Genomic DNA, 21,490 nt, shown 5'->3' on the forward strand with positions numbered 1-21,490 from the left:
CCTCAGCGCACCACGTCGTCGACGTGCGCGCGCGCCGGCCCGGCCAGGCGCGCGGACAGCTCGGTGAAGGCCGCCGCGCTGCGGCCACCGGGCCAGTCGGCGGGCAGCAGCTCGGGGGGAAGGCCTGGATCGATGTACGGCAGCAGGCGCCAGCTGTCGATCAGGCGCACGTAGGCCTCGAACGGCGCGGCGGTGGGAAGGGCAACCACGGAGGCCAGGAAGCGCTCGTGCTCCGCGCGCAGCGCGTGGAGATCCCACCAGGCCGCCACGGTCTCCGCGAGGGGACGTGACGGGCGGGGGTCGGCAGTGCGGAAGAGCGTCGCGAAATCGCGCACGCCGATCTCGTCGAGCAGGTCCTCGACCTCCGCGTCGAGGTGGCCTGGCAGGATCCACAGTCCGGCCGACACGGCCCCCGCGCCGATGAACTGCAGACGGCGGCGCAGCTGATGCCGCAGGTCACGCCGGGTCTCGGGGATGGTGGCCGACACCAGCAGCCACTCGTCTCCGACGCGCATCGTGCGCACCGTGAAGATGCGGTCGTCTCCGCGCTCCAGCATCCCGACCGCCGATGGATTCAGGGCGTAGCGGCCTCCGGTGCCGGCGAGCAGCAGCCCGCGTTGCTTGAGCCGGGTGATCGCCGTGCGCGCACGGGTGACGGGGATGCCCAGGTCGCCGGCGAGGCGCACCAGGGCGCTCGAGGGGATCGCGCCGCCCAGCGGCCGCAGGTAGAGACCGATCACCGTGCGCAGCAGCGAGGTGGCGCTCCCGGGCCGGGCATCGATGTCGTCGAGGACGGGTGCGGAGTCGATCCCGCCGGTGCCGCGCACGGGCGGGGATACCAAGGAGCCGGTCATCTCAGCGCGTCGCGGACGGCGAGGACGCCGCGCAGCGTCTCCTCGTGCGAGGTGCTCAGGGGTGACAGGCCCAGGCGGATGCCATCGGGAAAGCGGAAGTCAGGGATGACGCCCTCCGCCCACAGCACCTGGGTGACCTCCTGGAACGAATCGTGCCCGATGGTGATGTGCCCGCCGCGCTGCGATGCCTTGCGCGTGCTCAGCAGGCGTACGCCGAGGGGGGCGAGCAGCTCGTCGTACGCGCGCACGGCGAAGTCGGTCAGCGAGATCGACTTCGCGCGCACGGCGGCGATCCCCGAGTCGGCGATGAGGTCGAGCATCCCCTGCATGGCCAGCATCGACATCACCGGCGGGGTGCCGCTGAGCAGCTGGCGGATGCCGCCGACCGGCGTGTACTCCGGACCCATCGCGAAGATGTCGGCCGCTCCCCACCAGCCGTGGATCGGCTGCGTGAGGACGCCCTGGTGCTCGGCGCGCAGGTAGGCGAACGCGGGGGAGCCGGGTCCGCCGTTGAGGTACTTGTACGTGCAGCCGACGGCGATGTCGACGCCCCAGTCGTCCAGCTGCATGGGCACCACTCCCACGGAGTGGCAGAGATCCCAGAGCATCAGTGCACCGGCATCCTTCACGACCTTCGTGATCGACGGCATGTCGGCCAGCGCGCCGGAGCGGTAGTCGACGTGGCTGAGCACGACCAGCGCGGTGCGCTCGGAGACCACAGACGCCAGATCCGCTGCGGTGACGCCCGTGACGGCATCCGGCTCCACCCAGCGCAGGGTCGCGCCGGTCTCCTTCGCGACGCCGGCGGCGATGAAGCGGTCGGTGGGGAAGTTGCCCGCCTCGATGACGATCTCATCCCGGCCCGGACGGGCGGCCACCGCGGCGCGCATCAGTTTGTAGAGCAGCACGCTGGTGGAGTCGGCGACCACGGTCTGACCTGCCGCGGCTCCCAGGGCGACCTCCGCGATGCGGTCGCCCAGCACCATCGGCAGCTCCATCCACTGCTCGTCCCATGAGCGGATCAGCCTGGTGCCCCAGTCGTCGCGGATGAACGCGCCGACCTTGTCCGGCAGATCCTTCAGCGGGCGGCCCAGCGAGTTGCCGTCGAGGTATGCGGTCACACCCGGGGCGTCGGCGAAGGCCCGCAGGTGGAGGCCCAGCGGGTCTGCGGCGTCGAGCCGGCGCGCTTCACTGAGCAGGTCGGGCGCGCTGATCCCCGCGACACGGCGGTGCTCGTCCTCGTGCGACTCGGGTGCTTCGGTCATGTCATACCTCCAGATCGACAGGGGTGAGCGGGCGGGCGAGCACGGGATCGCCGCCGGGCAGGAAGAGAGCGCGGGGGTCGTCAGTGCGCGGAGCGAGGGCTTCCAGCAGGCGGACGCCGTCCACGTCGGCCTCACGGAGAGCGTCGATCTCGGCGGCGTTCAGGTCCACGGGCGTCTCGCCGTTGCCCATGTCGGTGCCGTACAGGATCGTGCCGCCCGCCGCGGCGAAGCGCCGTACATTGTCGACCGCGATGGCGTGAGGACCGGCCTCATGGATCGCAAGCGTGGAGATCCACTCGGCGGATGCCGCCTGCTCGGCGATCTCGTCATCGCCGAGACGCTCACTGAACGGAGCGTGCGCCAGCCGCGTCGCGCCCAGTCGCACTGCGCGCTGCGCCTGCCCCGGGCCCTCGGCGTGCGCGACGACCGGCAGCCCCTGGGCGGCGGCGGCCGAGACGATCGCGCGAACGTCGTCGTCGGCGAGCACGGGACCCGCCTGGCTGTTCAGCGCGATCTTGATGAGGGCTGCCCCAGCGTCGGCGGCCTCGCCGACGGCGGCGGCTGCGCTCGCGGCATCCGGCACCTCCCGCACGGACCCCGCCGGCGCCCATTCCCGATCGGAGGGATACCCACCCGGCGCGGTCAGGAACGGGCCCGCGTACTCGATGATCGGTGTTCGCAACTCCGGAGAAATGCCGGGGTTCGCGGCGGAAACCGGGGAGAGCTCAGGAACAGGGCGCGGATCTCCGGAGTTGTGACCCGCCAGCCGGCGGAGCACCGTCGGGTTTCCGCCGAGGTCGATCACACGACCGAGCCGCGATCCGGAGAGCAGGGCGTGGTCGACCAGCTGCAGGTGCACGTGATGGTCGGTGAAGCGGCCCGTGACGATGCCGCCGTCGACCCGGCGGATGTCGATCATTCGGCCCCTGCCGCCGGTCCCCGGCCGATCTCGGTGCGCACGCTGTACAGCTCGGGGAAGAAGGTCAGGCTCAGCGCCCGCTGCAGGAAGTCGACGCCGGTCGAACCGCCGGTGCCCCTCTTCATGCCGATGGTGCGGGTGACCGTGCGCAGGTGACGGAAGCGCCAGAACTGGAAGTTGTCCTCGACGTCCACGAGTTCCTCGCACGCCTCGTACAGCTCCCAGTGCTCCCGCGTGTTCTCGTACACCTCGCGGATCACGGGGATGAGCTCCGGCGTCTCCCGATACGGCTGACGGACGTCGCGCTCGAGGATGGACGCCGGAATCGGCAATCCGCGGCGCGCGGCGAGCCGCAGGAACTCGTCGTAGAGCGTCGGCCGCTCCCACTCCGCGGTCAGCAGAGCCAGGTTCGCGGGATCGTCGCGGAACAGCGAGAGCATCTTCTCGTTCTTGTTCCCCAGCGCGAATTCGACTCCGCGGTACTGCACCGACTGGAAACCGGAGGCGTTGCCGAGGAAGCCGCGGAACTCGGCATACTCCGTGGGAGTGAGCGTGGCCAGCACCGACCACTGCCGCGTGATCACATCCTGGATGTGCTTGATGCGGGCGATCGGTTTCAGCGCTCCGCGCAGATCATCGGCGGCCAGCAGATCGCGTGCCCGGCCGAGCTCGTGCAGCAGCAGCTTCAGCCACAGCTCGGTGGTCTGGTGCTGGATGATGAACAGCATCTCGTCATGGTGCTCCGGGATCGAGACCGGATGCTGTGCTGCGAGCAGCCTGTCGAGGTCGAGATACGACCCGTAGGTCATCTTGTCCTTGAGGTCGGTGACGATGCCCTCTTCGAGTGCGCGCTCATTCGCATGGATGCCCATCTCGTGAAAATATCACTATCGTGTCGGTCGTCACAACAATGAAATGTCTGCCGGTGGCGAGGCGCGGGAGCCGTTCGTCGCGGATCCACCGCCGTTCGTCGCATGGTCGGACCATACGGGCCGCCCGGCCTCTCCGGTGTGCGTCGCGCTTTCTATCCTGACCACACGCAATGTCGCGCGTAAAAGGAGAAACCATGACAGCTGTCTCCCCGAGAGGCGAGGGTGCAGACGGCGCCCTCACGCAGGACACCGCACTTCCGCCCGTCGCCGTCTCCGACGCGGAGCACGAGCGCGAGTCGCGTTGGACCCTGCCGAAGATCCTGCTCTGGACGGCGATCGCCGTGCTGGGCGCCGTCGCCTGGACCATGCTCGCGATCGTGCGGGGCGAGACCGTCAACGCGATCTGGTTCGTCTTCGCCGCGGTCTGCACCTACCTGATCGGCTACCGGTTCTACGCCAAGGTCATCGAGAAGTACATCCTGCGTCCGGACGACCGGCGGGCCACCCCCGCCGAAGTGCTCGAAGACGGCAAGGACTACGTGCCCACCGACCGGCGGGTGCTCTACGGCCACCACTTCGCCGCCATCGCCGGGGCCGGACCCCTGGTCGGACCCGTGCTCGCCGCGCAGATGGGCTTCCTGCCTGGCACGATCTGGATCATCGTCGGCGTCGTGCTCGCCGGCGCGGTGCAGGACTACACGGTGCTCTTCTTCTCGATGCGCCGCGGTGGCCGCTCGATCGGTCAGATGGCCCGCGATGTGCTGGGCAAGTTCGGCGGCGCCGCCGCGATCATCGCCTCGCTGCTCATCATGGTGATCATCATCGCGATCCTCGCGCTGGTCGTCGTCAATGCTCTGGGCGAGAGCCCGTGGGGCGTCTTCAGCGTCGGCATGACGCTGCCCATCGCCATCTTCATGGGCGTCTACCTGCGCTTCCTGCGCCCCGGTCGTGTGACCGAGGTCTCGCTGATCGGGTTCGTGCTGCTCATCGCCGCCATCATCAGCGGCGGCGCGGTGGCCGGAACCGAGTGGGGTCAGGCCCTCTTCACCCTGGATCGGACCACGATCGCCTGGGCGCTCATCGTCTACGGTTTCATCGCGGCGGTTCTGCCCGTCTGGCTGCTGCTGGCACCGCGCGACTACCTGTCCACCTTCATGAAGGTCGGGGTGATCGTCATGCTCGCCGGCGCGATCGTGCTGGTGCGTCCGGAGATCTCGGTGCCCGCGTTCACCGAGTTCGCCGAGACGGGCCTCGGCCCGGTGTTCTCCGGCACGCTGTTCCCGTTCCTGTTCGTCACCATCGCCTGCGGCGCCCTCTCGGGATTCCACGCGCTGATCTCCTCGGGCACCACGCCGAAGCTCATCGAGAAGGAGCGTCAGACCAAGTTCATCGGCTACGGCGGGATGCTGATGGAGTCGTTCGTCGCCATCATGGCGCTCGTCGCCGCGATCTCCATCGACCAGGGCATCTACTTCGCGATGAACGCTCCGGGGGCTCTCACCGGCGGCACCGTCGAGAACGCCGCGGCGTTCGTGAACTCGCTCGGTCTGACGGGGGTGCACGTCACGCCCGACATGCTCAGTTCCACGGCAGCCGCGGTCGGTGAGGAGAGCATCGTCTCCCGCACCGGTGGAGCGCCGACTCTGGCGCTGGGCCTCGCGCACATCATGCATCAGCTGATCGGCGGGCCGGCGATCATGGGCTTCTGGTACCACTTCGCGATCATGTTCGAGGCACTGTTCATCCTCACCGCCGTGGACGCGGGCACGCGCGTCGCGCGCTTCATGCTGCAGGACAGCATCGGTGCCTTCCTGCCGCGCTTCCGCGACGTGAGCTGGCGCCCCGGGGTGTGGATCTGCACGGCGATCATGGTCGCCGGGTGGGGCTACATCCTCATCCTCGGCGTCACCGACCCGCTGGGAGGCATCAACACCTTCTTCCCGCTGTTCGGCATCGCCAACCAGCTCCTGGCCGGCATCGCCCTCGCAGTGATGTTCGCCATCGTCGCCAAGCGCGGCCGGTCGTACATCCGCTGGCTGTGGATCATCGCGGTGCCGCTGGCCTTCACCGCCGTCATCACAATCAGCGCGTCGCTGCTGAAGATCTTCTCGCCGGTCCCCGGAATCGGCTACTGGGCCAACAACGCCAAGTATCGTGCCGCTCAGGCGGCGGGCGACGGCAGCCTGGGCAGCCCGGATGTGGTCGATGCCGTGATCCGCAACACGGCCGTGCAGGGTACGCTCTCGATCATCTTTGTGGTGCTCACCGTCATCGTCATGGTGATCGCCGTCGCCGTCGGCATCCGGGCCATGCGCAGCGGTGTCGTCGATCAGGCCGGTGAGGACCCCGCGGTCCCCTCGCGCCGGTTCGCTCCCGCCGGACTGATCCCCACCCGGGCGGAGCGCGAGCTGGAGGCCCGCTGGCAGGAGCACGTGCGCCTGCCCGGCGGCCGCAGGACGCCGGGTCACTGATGGCCCTTCCCCAGAGGGCATCGGCTCCGGCCTCCCGCTCCGCACGCGCTGCCTGGCAGCGCGTGCGGAGCGCGGCGGGGGGCGTGCGCTGGTACGTCACCACACTGATGGGGGACCGCGCCTACGAGGTCTACGTGGCTCATCAGCGTGCCCATCATCCGGACGCCGCGGTACCGAGCGAGCGGCAGTTCTGGCGGGATCGGATGGCCGAGCAGGACCGCAACCCCGGCGCTCGGTGCTGCTGACCCCTGAACGAGGACGGGTCAGCCGGACGGCCGGTCGTATGCTGAGCGCATGACCGACCAGACGGTGCTCGCGGGCGCCATCGGTGTGGCGGTCGGCGTGCTCCTCGCGCTCGCGCTGGTACTCGTGCGCAGCCTCGCCAAGGGCTCGCGCGATCTCGGAGGAGAGGTCGATCGCGCCACCTCGCGCACCCTGCACATCGCGGGTCAGGCCGCGGCGGAGCTGCGCGGCGGGCAGATCCCCGACACCGCCAGGGCCGCGCGACATCTTCGGGCGCTTCTGGGCGCTCAGGCCGTCGCGATCGTGCTCGGCGGCGACAGCGACGCCGACGTCGCAGCCGACGGGTCGGTCCCGGGTCTGGCGACGTCGGCGAAGCGCATCGCGGAACAGGTGCGCAGCACCGGTCGCCGCCAGGTCTTCCCGCGGCGCACCGCCCGCGACGGCATTCCGCACGAGGCCGTCGGTGCGCCGATGCTCGTCGACGGCGAGGTGCGCGGCGTGCTCGTCGCCTTCGCCGAGACCGTTCGTGGCCCGCTGGTGCGAGCGACCGGCGAGGTGGCGGACTGGTGCGCATCGCAGATCGTGCTCGCCGAGCTGGAGGCCTCGCGGGCGAGTCTCGCAGAGGCGGAACTGCGCGCCCTGCGCGCACAGATCAGTCCGCACTTCATCTACAACTCCCTCGCTGCGATCGCGTCGTTCATCACCACCGATCCCGAGCGCGCGCGCACCCTGGTGCTGGATTTCGCGGACTTCACCCGCTACTCGTTCCGGCAGGAGGGCGAGTTCACCACTCTCGCGCAGGAGCTGGTCAGCATCCGCCACTACCTGGAACTCGAGCGCGCTCGCTTCGGCGAGCGGCTGGACGTTCGCCTGCGGATCGCCCCCGAGACGCTGTCGACCGTGATCCCGTTCCTGTCGGTGCAGCCTCTGGTCGAGAACGCCGTCCGGCACGGCCTCGAGCCGATCGCCGCGGGGGGACGCATCGTGATCGCCGCCGCCGACGAGGTCACCCACACCGAGATCACGGTCGAGGACGACGGCGCGGGGATGGATCCCGAGCAGGTGCGCCAGGCGCTGTCCGGCCCGACGCTGACCACGCACGTCGGACTGCGCAACGTCGACACGCGCCTGCGCCGGTTGTACGGCTCCGCCGGCGGATTGGCCGTGGAGACGAACATCGGCGCGGGTACCATGGTTCGGATGCGGATCCCGAAGTCGCAGCCGATGCACGAGACGGACGCGCCGTGATCCTGGACGTGCTGGTCGCCGACGATGAGCCGCCCGCCCTGGCGGAGCTGGCCGCGTTCCTGCAGGCTGATCCCAGGATCGGAGCGATCCACCGCGCCGCCAGCGGCGCCGACGCCCTCCGCGCGCTGTCGTCCGCCGCGGTCGACGCGGTCTTCCTCGACATCCACATGCCGGGCATCAGCGGGTTCGATCTGGCTCGCGCGCTGGAGCGATTCGCGCAGCGCCCTGCCGTCGTCTTCGTCACCGCCGACGAGGCCGGGGCACTGGAGGCGTTCGACGTCCGGGCCGTCGATTACGTGCTCAAGCCCATCCGCCCCGAGCGGCTGCGCCGTGCGGTCGACAGGATCCTGGCGGTGCGGCAGGGGGCGGAGACCGATGGCGACGAGGATGCCGAGACGGTCCCGGTCGCGGTCGGGCAGACGGTGCGCCTGGTGCGGCGCGGCGACGTCCGGTGGGTGAAGGCGGAGGGCGACTACTCGCGGTTGTGGACGGCAGCCGGGCACAGCCATCTCGTGCGGATGCCGATCTCCGAGCTCGAGGAGCGCTGGGCTTCGGCCGGGTTCGTGCGGGTGCACCGCTCCTACCTCGTGCATGTGGATGCCGTCACGGAGGTGAGGCTGACCGGCTCCGCACCTGCCGTGGTGCTCGCCGAGGTCGAGCTGCCCGTCAGCAGACGGCTGATCCCCGCGGTGCGCAGTCGGCTGGTGAGGGCTGACCGGCGGTGAGCGCAGACGAGGACCCTTCCTCCCGACTCTCCCCGCAGGACAGGGCGCGACGGGTGCGGGTGAGCGCGGATCAGCCTGCTGCGCGGTCGGAGTCGACGGCCACATCGGGGATCGCCCTGCCGGGAGCGCCGGTGCATGAGGCGGACACGGTGTTCCTGAACAGCCTGATCCGGGCTCAGCTGCGACTGGCGGCCGGATGCCTGGCGGGCTTCCTGCTGGTGTCGCTGGTGCTGACCCTGATGGTGCTCGTGATCGCGCGCTCCGCCGATCCGATCCTGTTCGGGGTGCCGTTGTCCTGGCTGCTGCAGGCGTACGCCTACTATCCGGTCGTCCTGGTCTTCGCGATCGTGTACGCGCGCGGGGCCGCTCGCAACGAGAGGCGCTATCGCTCGCTGACGGATGACGGGCGGGGAGCCCGCCTGTGAACCCGGCGCTGGATCTGGCGGCCGTCGCCCTCGTGGTGGTCATGACGGTGGTGCTGGGGGTGATGGGGGTTCGTCTGAGCCGCACCACGAGCGACTTCTTCGTCGCCTCCCGCAGCGTCCGATCGGTGTGGAACGCGTCGGCGATCAGCGGCGAGTACCTCTCGGCGGGCACGTTCCTCGGGCTGTCCGGTCTGGTGCTGCTCGTCGGGGCGGACGGCTTCTGGTTCCCGATCGGGTATGCCGCCGGCTACCTGCTGCTTCTGCTCTTCGTCGCTGCTCCGCTGCGGCGAAGCGGGGCGTACACACTGCCCGATTTCATCGAGGCGCGCCTGGAGTCCCGCGGGGTGCGGCGGCTGTCGAGCCTTCTCGTGCTGATCATCGGCTGGCTGTACATCGTCCCGCAGCTGCACGGCGCGTCGCTGACGCTGCGGGTGGTGGTCGACCTTCCGCCCTGGGTCGGCGCAGTGGTCGTGACCGCCGCGGTCACCGGCATCGTCGCCGCCGGTGGCATGCGGGCCATCACGATCGTGCAGGCGATGCAGTACTGGCTGAAGCTCACCGCACTGCTCGTTCCCGCCGTCGTGCTGCTGATCGTGCTGTCCGGACGCGAACCCGCGCTGGAGCCGGTGCTCGCCTTCCCGATCGAGGTGGGGCCCGCAGCGACGGACGCCTACTCCACCGCCTCTCTGATGTTCGCCCTGCTGCTCGGCACGATCGGGCTGCCGCACGTTCTGGTGCGCTTCTATACGAGCCCCGACGGCGGCTCCGCACGACGGACCACCGTGCTGGTGGTGGCGATGATCGGCGCGTTCTACGCCGTGTCGGGAACCCTGGGTCTCATCGCGCGGATGGAGGCCCCTGACCTCGCCCAGCCGGGCCTGGCCGACACGGTGGCGCTGGCGCTGCCGTCGCGGATCCTTCCCGGACCGGTGGGCATGGTGCTGACCGCGCTGGTGGTCGCGGGCGCGTTCGCGGCGTTCCTGTCGACCTCGTCGGGACTGGTGGTCTCGCTCGCCGGCGTGATCAGCCAGGACGTGTTCGACGGTTCGGTGCGGTCGTTCCGGCTGTCAGCGGTGCTGTGCGCCGCCGTTCCGCTCGCGGTGGCGCTGCTGACCGGACCGGAAGCACTGGTCTCCAGTGTCGGCACGGTCTTCCTCGTCGCGGCGACCAGCCTCACCCCGGTGCTCCTGCTGGGAGTGTGGTGGCGGGGCCTGACCGCCCGCGGGGCGGCGGCGGGCATGCTGGTGGGGGCGTTCACCTGCGGCCTCGCGCTGCTGGGATCGGTGATGCTGGGACCCGGTGCCGTGCTGCTCGCACAGCCGGCCGCCTGGGCGATCCCGCTGACGACCGGGGTGGTGATCGTCGTCTCGCGTCTGGACCGGCGCCGCGCCCCGGCGCGGACCGACCGCTATCTCGCCCGCCTGCACCTGCCCGAGCGGCATCTGCCCGACTCGCCGCGCTGAGGACGCGGGGAGGGTGGGGGAGGCAGGGGACGGGTCAGCGGGATGCCAGGATGTCGGCGGTCGTGGACAGCGTGATCTGCGGGGGATACAGACCCAGCACGTGCAGCGCTGCGGCGTGGTTCTCGGCACTCGAGCCCGCGCAGGCGTCGGTGGCGACGGTGATGCGCGCGCCCGCATCCGCTCCGGGCAGCGCGGTCGACAGCACGCAGCAGTCGGTCGAGACCCCGGTGAGCACGATGCGTGCCCCGCGCCCGATGGTCGCCTCGAGCTCAGGACCCCACTTCCCGAACGTCGGAAGGTCGAGCGTCGGATGCGGCGACAGGCCGATGGCGTCGGGGACCAGGTCGTAGAGCGGGTCGGAGGCGGACTTGTCGGCGAACGGCCAGGCCGCGAAGTACTCGCCCCACGAGGTCGTGCGGTCGGCGGTCGGCATCCAGCGCGTCACGAGGACGCGCTCGCCGAAGGCGTCGGCGAGACGGCGGATGTTCACCATCGCGTTGGCGAAGAACGGGGACCCCCACTCGGAATCGGGCGAGGCGAAGATGTTCTGCGGGTCGATGACGACCAGCCACCGTTCTTCGACAGGCTCAGGCTCTTCGACAGGCTCAGGCTCTTCGCCGGGCTCAGGGACCGGTCGCCGCCCGCTCACGCGCCGGACTCCTGGCGGCGGATCCTTCCGGCACGGGCGAACCAGGTCACGATGAACGACAGCACCAGGGCGAAGAACACGCCGAGGTTCGCGTACGCCCAGTCCCCGTCCTTGCCGCCGATCAGGGGCAGCAGGTAGCCCTGCCAGTTGTTCCAGGCTGCTTCGTCGGCGAACAGGTTCACGACGAACCCCCAGCCGATGATCGAGGTGACGACCATGGTGATGATGGACGTCCAGTCCCAGGCGCCGTAGCGCCCGTTCGCGTCGAAGAGTGCGCTCTCGTCGTAGTCCTTGCGCCGCCGCAGGATGTCGGCGATGAGGATGCCGGCCCAGGATGCCAGCGGCACGCCGAGGGTGATCAGGAACGACTGGAAGGGGCCGAGGAAGCCCTGGTCGCCGAACACCACCAGGACCGTCACGATCGTGAGGATCACGCCGTCGATGCCCGCGGCAGCGGGGCGGGGTATGCGGATGCCCAAGCTCAGCAGCGTCAGACCCGAGGAGTAGATGCCCAGCACCGCGCCCGAGACCAGGGCCAGGACGGCGGTGAGGAGGAACGGCACGAGCACCCAGATCGGCAGAATGACCGCCAATGCGCCGATGGGGTCGTCGCCGACCGCGTCGAGCAGAGCGTCGTCGGAGCCGGCCAGCAGCACTCCGAAGACGACGAGGATGACCGGCGCGATCGCACCGCCGAACGTGTTCCAGAAGACGATGGCGCCGTCCGACGCGGTGCGCTTCTGGTAGCGCGACCAGTCGGCGGCGATGTTGATCCAGCCCAGCCCGAATCCGGTCATCACCATCACGAGCGCGCCGATCACCTGACCGACGCTTCCGTCCGGCTTCGCGAGGACGGCAGCGAAGTCGATGTGCCCGGCGGCGAGGATCACGTAGAGGATGGTGACGACCCCCGTGATCCAGGTGAGCACGGACTGCAGCTTCATGATCGCGTGGTAGCCGAGCACGGATGCCGTGACGATGAGGGCGGCGACGATCACCGTGGCGATGATCTTCAGCGCCACGCTGTCGCCGTCCCCGCCCAGCTGGGTGATGACGGTCGCCGTGGCGAGGACCGCCATGATCGCCAGAAACGTCTCCCAGCCGATTGAGGTCAGCCACGACACGATGCCCGGCACTTTCTGTCCGTGCACGCCGAACGCGGAGCGCGAGAGGACCATAGTGGGCGTCGAACCGCGCTTGCCGGCGATCGCGATCAGCCCGCACAGGAAGAACGACACCACGATGCCGACGATCGAGACGAGTGTGGCCTGCCAGAACGAGATGCCGAAGCCGAGCACGAACGAGCCGTAGCTCATGCCGAACACCGACACGTTCGCGGCGAACCACGGCCAGAACAGGTCGCGGGGTCTGGCGGTGCGGTCGGCTTCGGGGATGATCTCGATGCCGGCGTGCTCGATCAGCGCGGACGGGGGAGTCTTCGAGGGCGAAGTCGCTGAGGGCGCGGACATGGGGGCCTCCGTGATGTCGGGATAGTGCTCATCCTGGCACCGGTCGCACGTGCGCGCGAGAGGCGGGCCGGAGCAATGGTCGGACGGACCTCAGGTGGACAACTCGGCGATCAGCTGCTCGACGCGGCGGCGGATCTCGTCGCGGATCGGGCGCACCGCTTCGATGTCCTGGCCGGCCGGATCATCCAGCTCCCAGTCCTCGTACCGCTTCCCGGGGAAGATCGGACAGGCATCGCCGCAGCCCATCGTGATCACGACGTCGGCCTGCTTCACGGCATCCACGGTGAGCAGCTTGGGTTCACCGTCGGTGATATCGACGCCCGCCTCGCGCATGACCTCGACCGCGATCGGGTTGATCTCGTGCCTCGGTTCGGATCCCGCGGAGCGTACGTCTACGCGGCCGCCGGCGAGGTGCTGCAGGAAGCCGGCTGCCATCTGCGACCGCCCAGCGTTGTGCACGCAGACGAACAGCACGGTCGGTGTGGAATCGGTCACGATGTCTCCTCGGATCCGGGTCGGGCGAAAAGTGCGGCGGTGAGCAGGATGCCGATGACGGCGCCGATGAGCTGAGCTGCGGCGAAAGCCAGTGCGGCGAGCGGAGAGATGCCCGCGAACGTGTCGGTGAACACGCGCCCAAGGGCGACCGCCGGGTTGGCGAACGACGTGGAGCTGGTGAACCAGTAGGCGGCGCCGATGTAGGAGCCGACGGCGACCGCGATGGCGAAGACGCTCTGCGAGGTGCGCACCATGCCGGCGATCAGCAGCGTCAGACCGGCGGTGGCGACTATCTCGCCGAGCAGCGTGCCTGCACCGGCGCGATCGTGGGACGAGATCGCGGTGGGGACCTCGAACATGGCGTTCGCGAGCAGCGCCCCGCCGACACCGCCCGCCAGCTGGGCCGCGACGTACAGCGCGAGGGCGGCGAGGCTCAGGCTCCGATCATCGCGCCGACGCAGGACTGCGTCGGCCACGGAGATCACGGGGTTGAAGTGCCCTCCGGAGACCGGCCCGAACAGCAGGATCAGTGCGCAGAGGCCCAGTGCCGTCGCGATGGAGTTCTCGAGCAGTCGGAGTCCGGGGTCGGTGCTCAGCCGCTCGGCGGCGATGCCGGAGCCGACGATGACAGCGACGAGAGCGCCGGTGCCGAGGAACTCGGCCGTCGCGCGCTGAAGCGGATGCGTGTGCGTCATGTCGTGGACATCTTGACTCATCCAATCGCCTCAGTCAATATTGAGGCAATGGACACTGAGGAAAATGCTGAGCTGGTGGCACGGGCAAGACGCCACGCCGCGCTCGCCGAGCCGGTGCGCCTGCGCATCATGGACTTCCTCATGCAGGAGGACCTGTCGCCCACCGAGCTCGGCCGACGGCTGGGGCTGACGTCCAACCTTCTCGCACACCACCTGAACGTGCTGGAGGCCGAAGGGCTGATCAGGCGCGACCGCTCTGAAGGCGATCGTCGTCGCAGTTATGTGCGACTCGACGGGCGCCCGCCGCTCGAGCCGGGACCGGATCGGGCACGGACGGCGTCCCGTGTCGTCTTCGTCTGCACCGCCAACTCGGCGCGTTCCCCGCTGGCGCAGGCGCTGTGGGGAGCCGCGAGCTCGGTCCCCGCACTGAGTGCGGGCACTCACCCTGCCGACCGGGTCGCGTCGGCGGCCGTCGACGTGGCCGCTCGTCATGGGCTGGATCTCACCGGGGCAGTGCCGCGCCTCGTCGACGACCGGATCACGGCATCCGACCTGATCATCACGGTCTGCGACCGCGCGCACGAGGAGTACCCCGTGACCGCGCTGCACTGGTCGGTACCCGACCCTGTACGGGTCGGGACGGCGGCGGCGTTCGACGCGGCGTTCGACGAGCTCGAGAAGCGCGTCTCACGGCTCGCCCCGTTGGTCCGCCTCGCCGCCTGACCGTCGGGGCAGCCGTCAGCCGGCGAAGAACGCGCGCGCGACCCGGGACAGGTCGTGCAAGTCGCTGACGCCGGCGAGTTCGCGCGCGGAGTGCATCGACAGGATCGGGATGCCGACGTCGACCGTGCGGATGCCGAGGCGCGTCGCCGTGATCGGGCCGATCGTCGAACCGCAGGGCACCGCGTTGTTCGAGACGAACTCCTGGGAGCTGACGCCCGCCTGCTCGCACCAGTCCGACCAGGCTGCGGCGCCGACGGCGTCGGTCGCATACCGCTGATTGGCGTTGATCTTGAGGATCGGCCCCGAGCCCAGGATCGGCTGCACGACCGGGTCGTGCTTGTGCGCGAAGTTGGGGTGCACCGAGTGACCGACATCGCTGGAGACGTGCCACGATGCGGCGAGGGCACGACGCTGCTCGGTGGCGTCGGCGCCGAGGGAGGAATACAGGCGCACCAGCACGTCCTCGAGGAACGGGCCCGCTGCTCCGGAGCGTGAGGCGGAACCGAGCTCCTCGTGGTCGAAGGCCGCGAGCATCGGGATCACCCCCGAGGACGTCGAGGCGTCCGCGGCCTCGATCAGCGCGACGACCCCGGCGTGAACCGATGCGAGATCGTCGAGCCGAGCCGAGGCGAAGAAGGCGTCGTCCTTGCCGAAGACCGCGCCGCGCGCGGCGTCCGCCACGACCGCATCGTAGCCGCGGATCTCGGACACCTCGACGTCGGCGGCTGCGGCGAGCTCGGCGAGGATGTCGGCGGATGCCGCCTCGCCGAGCCCCCATACCGGCTGCGTTCCGGTCTGCTTGTCGAGCGCGAGGCCGTCGTTGACCCCGCGGTCCAGGTGGATCGCCAGCTGCGGCAGTCGGAGGAGCGCGCCCGTCGCCGCGAGCACCACCCGCCCGTCGGCGAGGGCGAGGCGCCCCGCCAGACGCAGTTCGCGGTCGAGCCAGGAATTCAACAGCGGGCCGCCGTAGACCTCGACAGCGGCCTGCAACCAGCCGTGCGAACCGGTGCTCGGCCGTGGCTTCAGCTTGAAGCCGGGGGAGTCGGTGTGGGCGCCCAGCACGTGCACGGGCGTGGTGGCAGCGGCCTCCGCGGGAACCACCCAGCCGATCACGGCGCCATCGCGCACGACCACGAAGCGTCCGCCGGCCTGCGTCGGCCACGCGTCGATCTCATCGAGCCGGACGAATCCGGCAGCCTGGAGCCGGCGAGCGACCTCCTCCGCCGCGTGGTAGCTCGACGGCGAGGCGGCGACGAAGTCCGCGAGATCGGAGGCGTGAGCGAGGGCGGCAGGGCTGACAGACATGTTTCCGATGGTAGTCGGGCACCTGCACCCGGCCGATCCGTCGTCAGTGGAAGTCGATGAGCCCTGCGTGAGCGGCGGTCACGAGGATCTGCACGCGATCGCGCACGTGCCATTTCGACATGATGCGCCCGAGGTGGGCCTTCACGGTTCCCTCGGAAACGATCAGGGACTGCGCGATCTCGAGGTTGGACATGCCTCTGGCGAGGCGATCGAGAACCTCGGTCTCGCGTTCCGTGAGGGGTTCCAGAGCAGCTGCCGCCCCGCTCGCCGCCTCGGTGCTGCGCACGTGCTCGACGAGCATCGACGCGATGCGCGGCGAGAGCGAGCTCGCCCCGCTGTGCACCTCGCGCACGCCTTCCAGGATGCTCTCAGCGCTGGAATCCTTCAGCAGGTATCCGGACGCTCCCGCGCTCAGCATGGGAAGCACCGTGTCACTGCCCTCGAGCGTGGTCACGGCGAGGATGCGGACCTGCGGCCAGCGCGCGGTGATGGCGGCGGTCGCCTCGATGCCGTTCATCTCGGGCATCTGCACGTCCATCATCACGACATCCGCCGTGTGGTGCTCGAGGAACGCGATCGCCTCCAGGCCGTTCTCGGCCTGCCCGACCACCTCGATCTCAGGCCCGCGGGAGACGAAATGAGACAGCGCGGACCGCACGAGGGGGTCGTCATCGACGAGGAGAACGCGGATTTCCGACATGAGGGAAAGCCTAACCGCGGCGGAGGTCGGACCTCCGCGCTATGTACTTTCGTCCAGTGAAGTCTGGTCGTAGGTCAGATGTGGTGCGTGGTGATAACCGAGAGGATCAATTAGTACTTAGACATATGACCAACGATTGGTGGTGAGCACTATGTCCTTCTGGGAGCAGATGGCACGACTCTTTGGCGCTATTCGCTGATTCTATCCGGCCGATAGGAGATACTGAAGTATGCCGTTCGGTCTTTCGACCCGGGACGACCCCGGTATTCTCCGCTTCAACCGAGGTGAGCGGCTCAACACCCTCGAGCGCATTGTTGTACTCGTCTTCTTGGCAGGGGTGGCAGCCCTCGACATCGTCGGCTTGATCTTCGGTTCCGGTATCGATGCGACCGGATCACTGATCAGCCTGGCCTCAACCGCAGTCTTCGCCCTGTATATCTGGCGGCCCTCCGTCGCCACTGTCCTACTCGGCATCGTGTTCGTCGGTTCGTTCATCGCGGGCAAGGACTCCTCGGTCCTGTTCGTCGCTGCTATCGCAGCGGGGATGGTCATGCGTCTGGGATCGACAGCGCTGGTGCTGTCGTACGCTTGCGGCTTCCTGGTAGCCGCCGCAGTCGTGGCGTACGGCGACAGCGCGGTTCCCGTGAATGTCGGCATCTACCTGGTCGTCGCCGCCGTAGCCGGAGCCATCGGCTTCGCTCTGCGCATGGCGTCCGACCGCGGGCACCGGCTCGAGAAGCAGCTCGCCGAGAGCGCCGAGCAGGAACGACAGGCGGTTCTCGCCGAGCGACGATGGATTGCCGGCGAACTGCACGACAGCATCGCTCATCATCTGACCGTCGTCGCGCTGCATGTGCAGATGCTCGACGACCCCGCGGTCGTCACCGAATCGCAGGAGGCGATCCGCGTCGCCGCGCGCAAGGCGATGGCAGACCTCCGCTTCGTCATCGAGCTCGCCGACGACGGCCCGCGCGCCGGCGGTATGCAGTCGGGTGACCTCCGCGAGGCCATCGAGGAGGCCCGCTCGGAGATCGCATCGGCCGGACATCTCGTCGACGTCGTCGGCGACCTGGACGATGAGCGGATACCGCGCGTGGCGGAGATCGCGTTCGCGCGGATCGTCCGTGAATCGGCGACCAACATCCTCAAGCATGCCGGGCCCGGCACCGTCGGCATCCGCCTGCAGGTCGAGGATGAGTTCGTGGAGCTGACCATCCGAAGTCCGCTGCCGACCACCCCCCGGCGAGATCTGCCCTCCAGCGGCACCGGGCTGAATCGCATGGCAGAGCGTGTGCTCGGCGCCAGCGGCGAGTTCAGCGCCGGGGTCGTCGACGGCGACTGGCAGGTCCTCGCCCGCCTGCCGCTGTCGTGATACGACGGAAGACTAGACGAAAGTCCATATGAGTCTCGCCATTCGGATCTATAGCGCCCGGCCGCTCCAGACATAGCCTGGAGCTCCCCAGATAAAGCGTCCCCAGCGCTGCGATCGCGGGCGCGGTATATCGGCTTTCTAGATCCGATGCGCCTGCGATCGCGTTTCTGTGTCTGGGCCAGTCTGTTTCTCTGGCAACCCGGATTCGCCGCCGGTCATGTCGGCAGCGGGTATCGACGGCGCAGCAGCGCTCGTTGCCCGAGCGTCCAGGTCACCGTGACCACCAGGTACAGTGCGGCGGCCAGCGGCACGACTGCCGCGAACGCGGCTGTCAGGTAGTGCAGGCCGTTCAGGAGGCGCCGCATCCCCGGAGCGGCAAGGGGGCCGTCCTCCGGCACCTGCGGACGGAACACCCGCCGCGTGATGTCTGCGATCACCACGATCACGATCAGCACCACAGCCCAGACGACACCGGTCGCCGGCCCGAGGCCGCCGTTGCCGAGCAGGTGCAGCAGCGAGGTGTCCAGTGGCGCACCGAACAGATCGTGCGTGAGCAGCGCGTTGGAATGTCCGGCTATCTGCGGGCGAAGGAACAGCGTGTAGAGCGTACCGACCACGGCCGCCTGCACCAGCAGCGGAAGGCATCCGGCCAGAGGAGAGGTCTGCTCGTCGCGGTACAGGGCCATCGTCTCCCGCTGCAGGCGCTCGCGGTCCTTGCCATGGCGGTTCTGCAGATCGCGCATCTTGGGGGCGAGACGCGCCCGCATCTGCTCCGCCCTGGCCTGCGAGATGCCGACGGGAATGAGCGCGGTGCGCACGAGAAGGGTCACCAGCACCACGGCGAGAGCCGAGGCGGACGCGCCCGCGAGCGGTTCGAGCACGGTGGAGAGCGAGAGCAGCGCGTTGTAAGCGCCGTCGAGAAGAAGGGTCAGTGGAGGGAAGGCGAAGATGTCCATGGGCGAATCCGTTCGCAGTGGCGGGAAGGGTCGGCGAGAAGCCGCGTTCCCGTCCTCGGCGTCGGTCGCGAGGACATCCGGGTCACGCGGCTGGCGCGACTCCCGGTGCCCTGGGGCGCGGATGACCCGCTGCATCAGGATCGCTCTGCGTGAGCCGTGCGGACGCATCGATCGCGCGCCGCGGATGCGGCGCTGAGCGGACGCCGGACAGCGGCGCCACCAGCGCAGCGGCCAGGGCGATCACAGCGACGGCGACCAGCAGGACGGCGATACCCAGCATTCCGCCGGCATCCAGGCCCGCGGGGAGAGGCACGACACCGAACGCTGTCAGCATGAGCTGCAGCAGTGTGGCGATCCACTCCGTCATCCGCTCGTCCCTTCCACGGACGAGGCTAGCATCCGGACGCCGCCGTCGGCCGTGCCCTGCGACCGCGCGCTCCGCGACGGGTGCGACCGGATGTCAACCCCCTCCGTGCTCGGGTCCGCCGGTGCGACCATCACCCCAGCCGCACGACCGAGGAGCTGACATGACGGACCCGGAGATCCACACCTGGTGGCCTGGACTGACCGCAGAGGCGAAGAACATCCTCGACGCCATGGACGGCGAGATCATCCCCGACCTGGTGCGTCGGGAGGTCGAGCTGATCACCGGAAGCCGGATGCCACGCGACGAGCGTCTCAGCATCGCAGACCGCGACTTCATCCGCACCCAGCGCGAAGCCGTCGACTGACGGCATCCGTCACCCGTCCTTGACCTCCGCGTTCTGGACGGTGTCCTCTCCTGAGTTCTCCGCAGGGTAGTCGGGGCGTTCGGGCTGCGGCGGCTGATCCGACAACTCGCCGCCCTCGCGACCGCCGAAAGGGCGTCCGTGATCGGCGTACTCCGCGCGTCCGAAGACGAGCGTCCATTCGCCGGCGGTGAAACGGGCGCCGGTGCGCAGCACCTCGGAACGCGTGCCGTCGTGGTCGGGGTCAGTGCTCGCGTTCATCTCGCCCGTGCCGTGCAGGGTGAGCACGTACTCGTCACGATCATCGTGGGTGATGGTCGCGTGCACGGCATCCGTGCCCTCCAGGACGAGGCTGCTGCCCGGTGCTGACCCGATGCTGACCTCGTCTTCGGTCAGGTCGAACACCGAGCGGTCTTCGCCGCCTCGGGACACCAGCAGGTGCGGAGAACCCGAACCCCACTCGGCGTGCGTGGTCATCGCGTTGTCGTCATCGGTCCGATCGGTCATGGAAGCTCCTCGCGTGAAATGTGTTCGACGGTGTCCCCGGTGGTGTCGCGATCGAGTCGACGCGCGATATCCGCCTGGCTGACGATGCCCACCAGGCGGTGCTCCTCGATCACCGGCACTCGGCGCACCTGATGAGCGCGCATGAGCGTCAGCACGCTTTCGATGTCGTCGTCGGCCTCCGCCGTCAGCGGGGCGCCGACGGCGAAGCGGCCCGCGTTCGTCGTATCGGGGTCATAGCCGGAAGCGATGCCCTTCACGACGATGTCCCTGTCGGTCAGCATCCCCTTCAACTCGCCGTCCTCGCCGCAGATGGGCAGCGCGCCCACATCGAGGTCGCGCATCAGCTCGGCGGCGATCGTGAGCGCATCGTTCTCGCCCACGCATTGAGCGCCCGCGGTCATGATGTCCCGTGCCTGGGTCATGGCCGTGCTCCTCTCGTCTCGTCCATATCGTCTGGTCACGACCGTAACGAGAGCGGAGCGGTCGCCTAATGGGGTTGACAGCGCGCTCCCTACACGTCAAGGCCCTTCCGGTGCGCACGGAAGAGGATCAGCATCGGCCCGATGACCCAGTCGCGTGGATTTCACGAACCGCCGGTGCGAGGAGAGGATCGCAGATGAAGCAGAATCCCCGTGGTGCCCTGGTGATGTTCTGGATCTGGATGGCTGCCGTGATCGGCGGCTTCGCAGTGATGGCCGCCGTCCTGCTGAGCGGTCGGTGAGCGATGCTGCGGCGATTCCTGCGCGACAACGCGCTCAGTCTGTTCTTCTTCACCCTCTTCGTGCTCGCCCTCCTGGGGCAGTCCGTCGCGGGCTTCCTGCGCACCAACGAGGACCTGGCGCAGCACGGCATGCCGCAGCAGGGATACCTCGCCTTCGTGTTCTCCAGCGACTTCGTCGTGGACGTGGCCGAGAACTGGCAGTCGGAGTTCCTGCAGTTCCTGCTGTTCATCGCCGCCACGGTCTGGTTCGTGCAGCGAGGATCCCCGGAATCGAAGCAGCCAGGCGACGAGGGCGTCAGCACCGATGAGGACCAGAAGGTCGGCGCGTATGCGCCCGAGAATGCCCCCGCGGCGGCGAAGGCGTCGGGGTTGCGTCGCGTCGTCTACGAGAACTCACTGGTGATCGTGATGGGCGCGATATTCCTGCTCTCCTGGCTGATGCAGTCGCTCAGCGGGACCGTCGTGATCAATCAGGAGAACGCCGAGCACGGTGCGGCGCCGCTGACCTGGCTGCAGTACGTGGCATCGCCGGAATTCTGGGATCGCACTCTGCAGAACTGGCAGAGCGAGTTCCTCGCGGTCGGCACCATGGTCGCCTTCTCGATCTTCCTGCGTCAGCGCTCGTCGGCGGAGTCGAAGCCGGTCGGTGCGCCGCACGTCGTGTCGGCGGAGTCTTCTGAGTGAG

24 protein-coding genes are annotated in these 21,490 nt (G+C 69.0%); 10 read left to right on the plus strand and 14 right to left on the minus strand.

Annotated features, from left to right (window positions below):
* Nucleotides 1-2: 2 nt before the first annotated feature.
* Genes ACFQY2_RS07400 through ACFQY2_RS07415 form a run of 4 tightly spaced genes read right to left on the minus strand, consistent with a single transcriptional unit; the run spans nucleotide 3 to nucleotide 3,910 of the window.
* The gene (locus ACFQY2_RS07400) at nucleotides 3-854 is read right to left on the minus strand and encodes a PaaX family transcriptional regulator C-terminal domain-containing protein (protein ID WP_378745093.1); all 852 of its coding nucleotides are present in this window, start codon (nucleotides 852-854) and stop codon (nucleotides 3-5) included.
* A complete protein-coding gene (locus ACFQY2_RS07405; RefSeq protein WP_378745094.1) occupies nucleotides 851-2,119 on the minus strand; it encodes a kynureninase in 1,269 nt (422 codons plus the stop codon). Before ACFQY2_RS07405 ends, ACFQY2_RS07400 begins: the two co-directional genes overlap by 4 nt.
* A 1-nt stretch (nucleotide 2,120) precedes the next feature.
* Nucleotides 2,121-3,038: a hydrolase gene (locus ACFQY2_RS07410; RefSeq protein ID WP_378745095.1), complete on the minus strand. Its 918-nt coding sequence runs from the start codon at nucleotides 3,036-3,038 to the stop codon at nucleotides 2,121-2,123.
* A complete protein-coding gene (locus tag ACFQY2_RS07415; protein ID WP_378745096.1) occupies nucleotides 3,035-3,910 on the minus strand; it encodes a tryptophan 2,3-dioxygenase in 876 nt (291 codons plus the stop codon). The genes ACFQY2_RS07410 and ACFQY2_RS07415 overlap by 4 nt, the downstream gene beginning before the upstream one ends.
* A 194-nt stretch (nucleotides 3,911-4,104) precedes the next feature.
* On the opposite strand from ACFQY2_RS07415, the gene ACFQY2_RS07420 reads away from it, so the two are divergent.
* From ACFQY2_RS07420 to ACFQY2_RS07445, 6 genes are read left to right on the plus strand one after another with little or no spacing between them, the layout of a single operon-like run.
* Nucleotides 4,105-6,381 carry a carbon starvation CstA family protein gene (locus tag ACFQY2_RS07420; protein WP_378745097.1) on the plus strand — a complete coding sequence of 759 codons (2,277 nt, stop codon included), beginning with the start codon at nucleotides 4,105-4,107 and terminating at the stop codon, nucleotides 6,379-6,381.
* Nucleotides 6,381-6,626, plus strand: coding sequence for a YbdD/YjiX family protein (locus ACFQY2_RS07425; RefSeq protein ID WP_378745098.1), 246 nt, complete (start codon nucleotides 6,381-6,383; stop codon nucleotides 6,624-6,626). Before ACFQY2_RS07420 ends, ACFQY2_RS07425 begins: the two co-directional genes overlap by 1 nt.
* A gap of 49 nt (nucleotides 6,627-6,675) precedes the next feature.
* Nucleotides 6,676-7,872 (plus strand): sensor histidine kinase, encoded by a 1,197-nt coding sequence (locus ACFQY2_RS07430; protein WP_378745099.1) that lies wholly within the window; start codon nucleotides 6,676-6,678, stop codon nucleotides 7,870-7,872.
* Nucleotides 7,872-8,597 (plus strand): LytR/AlgR family response regulator transcription factor, encoded by a 726-nt coding sequence (locus ACFQY2_RS07435; RefSeq protein ID WP_378746137.1) that lies wholly within the window; start codon nucleotides 7,872-7,874, stop codon nucleotides 8,595-8,597. The genes ACFQY2_RS07430 and ACFQY2_RS07435 overlap by 1 nt, the downstream gene beginning before the upstream one ends.
* Nucleotides 8,594-9,022: a heavy metal transporter gene (locus ACFQY2_RS07440; protein ID WP_378745100.1), complete on the plus strand. Its 429-nt coding sequence runs from the start codon at nucleotides 8,594-8,596 to the stop codon at nucleotides 9,020-9,022. The genes ACFQY2_RS07435 and ACFQY2_RS07440 overlap by 4 nt, the downstream gene beginning before the upstream one ends.
* Nucleotides 9,019-10,485 (plus strand): cation acetate symporter, encoded by a 1,467-nt coding sequence (locus tag ACFQY2_RS07445; protein ID WP_378745101.1) that lies wholly within the window; start codon nucleotides 9,019-9,021, stop codon nucleotides 10,483-10,485. Before ACFQY2_RS07440 ends, ACFQY2_RS07445 begins: the two co-directional genes overlap by 4 nt.
* A 34-nt stretch (nucleotides 10,486-10,519) precedes the next feature.
* Here the strand turns inward: ACFQY2_RS07445 and ACFQY2_RS07450 are convergent, their stop codons facing one another.
* The 4 genes from ACFQY2_RS07450 to ACFQY2_RS07465 all read right to left on the minus strand — a co-directional run bounded on the left by ACFQY2_RS07450 (nucleotide 10,520) and on the right by ACFQY2_RS07465 (nucleotide 13,814).
* The gene (locus tag ACFQY2_RS07450) at nucleotides 10,520-11,053 is read right to left on the minus strand and encodes a cysteine hydrolase family protein (RefSeq protein WP_378746138.1); all 534 of its coding nucleotides are present in this window, start codon (nucleotides 11,051-11,053) and stop codon (nucleotides 10,520-10,522) included.
* Nucleotides 11,054-11,130: 77 nt separating this feature from the next.
* A complete protein-coding gene (locus ACFQY2_RS07455) occupies nucleotides 11,131-12,603 on the minus strand; it encodes a purine-cytosine permease family protein (protein ID WP_378745102.1) in 1,473 nt (490 codons plus the stop codon).
* Between the two features lie 90 nt (nucleotides 12,604-12,693).
* Entirely contained in the window at nucleotides 12,694-13,098 is a 405-nt protein-coding gene (locus tag ACFQY2_RS07460; RefSeq protein WP_378745103.1) for an arsenate reductase ArsC, read from the minus strand.
* On the minus strand, nucleotides 13,095-13,814 hold the full coding sequence (locus ACFQY2_RS07465; RefSeq protein ID WP_378745104.1) for an aquaporin: 720 nt from the start codon (nucleotides 13,812-13,814) through the stop codon (nucleotides 13,095-13,097). The genes ACFQY2_RS07460 and ACFQY2_RS07465 overlap by 4 nt, the downstream gene beginning before the upstream one ends.
* A 27-nt stretch (nucleotides 13,815-13,841) precedes the next feature.
* Here ACFQY2_RS07465 and ACFQY2_RS07470 point away from each other — a divergent pair, with 27 nt between their 5' ends.
* Complete coding sequence (locus tag ACFQY2_RS07470; protein ID WP_378745105.1) at nucleotides 13,842-14,516, plus strand: MarR family transcriptional regulator; 675 nt, start codon at nucleotides 13,842-13,844, stop codon at nucleotides 14,514-14,516.
* 15 nt (nucleotides 14,517-14,531) lie between these two features.
* Here the strand turns inward: ACFQY2_RS07470 and ACFQY2_RS07475 are convergent, their stop codons facing one another.
* Together ACFQY2_RS07475 and ACFQY2_RS07480 are read right to left on the minus strand one after the other, a co-directional pair.
* Nucleotides 14,532-15,821 carry a M18 family aminopeptidase gene (locus ACFQY2_RS07475; protein WP_378745106.1) on the minus strand — a complete coding sequence of 430 codons (1,290 nt, stop codon included), beginning with the start codon at nucleotides 15,819-15,821 and terminating at the stop codon, nucleotides 14,532-14,534.
* Nucleotides 15,822-15,864: 43 nt separating this feature from the next.
* Nucleotides 15,865-16,521, minus strand: coding sequence for a response regulator (locus ACFQY2_RS07480; protein WP_378745107.1), 657 nt, complete (start codon nucleotides 16,519-16,521; stop codon nucleotides 15,865-15,867).
* A gap of 229 nt (nucleotides 16,522-16,750) precedes the next feature.
* On the opposite strand from ACFQY2_RS07480, the gene ACFQY2_RS07485 reads away from it, so the two are divergent.
* On the plus strand, nucleotides 16,751-17,893 hold the full coding sequence (locus tag ACFQY2_RS07485) for a sensor histidine kinase (protein ID WP_378745108.1): 1,143 nt from the start codon (nucleotides 16,751-16,753) through the stop codon (nucleotides 17,891-17,893).
* A 215-nt stretch (nucleotides 17,894-18,108) separates the two neighbouring features.
* On the opposite strand, the gene ACFQY2_RS07490 is transcribed toward ACFQY2_RS07485, so the two are convergent.
* Nucleotides 18,109-18,849, minus strand: a complete 741-nt coding sequence (locus ACFQY2_RS07490; protein WP_378745109.1) for a YidC/Oxa1 family membrane protein insertase — start codon at nucleotides 18,847-18,849, stop codon at nucleotides 18,109-18,111.
* Nucleotides 18,850-18,931: 82 nt separating this feature from the next.
* Nucleotides 18,932-19,216, minus strand: a complete 285-nt coding sequence (locus tag ACFQY2_RS07495) for a DUF6412 domain-containing protein (RefSeq protein ID WP_378745110.1) — start codon at nucleotides 19,214-19,216, stop codon at nucleotides 18,932-18,934.
* 160 nt (nucleotides 19,217-19,376) lie between these two features.
* On the opposite strand from ACFQY2_RS07495, the gene ACFQY2_RS07500 reads away from it, so the two are divergent.
* A complete protein-coding gene (locus tag ACFQY2_RS07500) occupies nucleotides 19,377-19,580 on the plus strand; it encodes a hypothetical protein (protein ID WP_378745111.1) in 204 nt (67 codons plus the stop codon).
* A 9-nt stretch (nucleotides 19,581-19,589) separates the two neighbouring features.
* Here ACFQY2_RS07500 and ACFQY2_RS07505 read toward each other — a convergent pair whose 3' ends face one another.
* Together ACFQY2_RS07505 and ACFQY2_RS07510 are read right to left on the minus strand one after the other, a co-directional pair.
* Nucleotides 19,590-20,084: a hypothetical protein gene (locus ACFQY2_RS07505; RefSeq protein WP_378745112.1), complete on the minus strand. Its 495-nt coding sequence runs from the start codon at nucleotides 20,082-20,084 to the stop codon at nucleotides 19,590-19,592.
* Complete coding sequence (locus ACFQY2_RS07510) at nucleotides 20,081-20,506, minus strand: CBS domain-containing protein (protein WP_378745113.1); 426 nt, start codon at nucleotides 20,504-20,506, stop codon at nucleotides 20,081-20,083. Before ACFQY2_RS07510 ends, ACFQY2_RS07505 begins: the two co-directional genes overlap by 4 nt.
* Nucleotides 20,507-20,808: 302 nt before the next feature.
* Here ACFQY2_RS07510 and ACFQY2_RS07515 point away from each other — a divergent pair, with 302 nt between their 5' ends.
* On the plus strand, nucleotides 20,809-21,489 hold the full coding sequence (locus tag ACFQY2_RS07515; protein WP_378745114.1) for a DUF6766 family protein: 681 nt from the start codon (nucleotides 20,809-20,811) through the stop codon (nucleotides 21,487-21,489).
* Nucleotide 21,490: the final 1 nt, after the last annotated feature.

The organism is Microbacterium sp. GCM10027623 (assembly GCF_042666935.1).
GTDB lineage: Bacteria > Actinomycetota > Actinomycetes > Actinomycetales > Microbacteriaceae > Microbacterium.

Excerpts from the sequence above, each read along its gene's own strand:
- ACFQY2_RS07505 (WP_378745112.1), bottom strand. The coding sequence starts at position 20,084 with ATGACCGATCGGACCGATGACGACAACGCGATGACCACGCACGCCGAG.
- ACFQY2_RS07400 (WP_378745093.1), bottom strand. The coding sequence starts at position 854 with ATGACCGGCTCCTTGGTATCCCCGCCCGTGCGCGGCACCGGCGGGATC.
- ACFQY2_RS07465 (WP_378745104.1), bottom strand. The coding sequence starts at position 13,814 with ATGAGTCAAGATGTCCACGACATGACGCACACGCATCCGCTTCAGCGC.
- ACFQY2_RS07470 (WP_378745105.1), top strand. The coding sequence starts at position 13,842 with ATGGACACTGAGGAAAATGCTGAGCTGGTGGCACGGGCAAGACGCCAC.
- ACFQY2_RS07490 (WP_378745109.1), bottom strand. The coding sequence starts at position 18,849 with ATGGACATCTTCGCCTTCCCTCCACTGACCCTTCTTCTCGACGGCGCT.
- ACFQY2_RS07480 (WP_378745107.1), bottom strand. The coding sequence starts at position 16,521 with ATGTCGGAAATCCGCGTTCTCCTCGTCGATGACGACCCCCTCGTGCGG.
- ACFQY2_RS07405 (WP_378745094.1), bottom strand. The coding sequence starts at position 2,119 with ATGACCGAAGCACCCGAGTCGCACGAGGACGAGCACCGCCGTGTCGCG.
- ACFQY2_RS07425 (WP_378745098.1), top strand. The coding sequence starts at position 6,381 with ATGGCCCTTCCCCAGAGGGCATCGGCTCCGGCCTCCCGCTCCGCACGC.
- ACFQY2_RS07510 (WP_378745113.1), bottom strand. The coding sequence starts at position 20,506 with ATGACCCAGGCACGGGACATCATGACCGCGGGCGCTCAATGCGTGGGC.
- ACFQY2_RS07515 (WP_378745114.1), top strand. The coding sequence starts at position 20,809 with ATGCTGCGGCGATTCCTGCGCGACAACGCGCTCAGTCTGTTCTTCTTC.
- ACFQY2_RS07420 (WP_378745097.1), top strand. The coding sequence starts at position 4,105 with ATGACAGCTGTCTCCCCGAGAGGCGAGGGTGCAGACGGCGCCCTCACG.
- ACFQY2_RS07410 (WP_378745095.1), bottom strand. The coding sequence starts at position 3,038 with ATGATCGACATCCGCCGGGTCGACGGCGGCATCGTCACGGGCCGCTTC.
- ACFQY2_RS07415 (WP_378745096.1), bottom strand. The coding sequence starts at position 3,910 with ATGGGCATCCATGCGAATGAGCGCGCACTCGAAGAGGGCATCGTCACC.
- ACFQY2_RS07500 (WP_378745111.1), top strand. The coding sequence starts at position 19,377 with ATGACGGACCCGGAGATCCACACCTGGTGGCCTGGACTGACCGCAGAG.
- ACFQY2_RS07455 (WP_378745102.1), bottom strand. The coding sequence starts at position 12,603 with ATGTCCGCGCCCTCAGCGACTTCGCCCTCGAAGACTCCCCCGTCCGCG.
- ACFQY2_RS07495 (WP_378745110.1), bottom strand. The coding sequence starts at position 19,216 with ATGACGGAGTGGATCGCCACACTGCTGCAGCTCATGCTGACAGCGTTC.
- ACFQY2_RS07485 (WP_378745108.1), top strand. The coding sequence starts at position 16,751 with ATGCCGTTCGGTCTTTCGACCCGGGACGACCCCGGTATTCTCCGCTTC.
- ACFQY2_RS07430 (WP_378745099.1), top strand. The coding sequence starts at position 6,676 with ATGACCGACCAGACGGTGCTCGCGGGCGCCATCGGTGTGGCGGTCGGC.
- ACFQY2_RS07475 (WP_378745106.1), bottom strand. The coding sequence starts at position 15,821 with ATGTCTGTCAGCCCTGCCGCCCTCGCTCACGCCTCCGATCTCGCGGAC.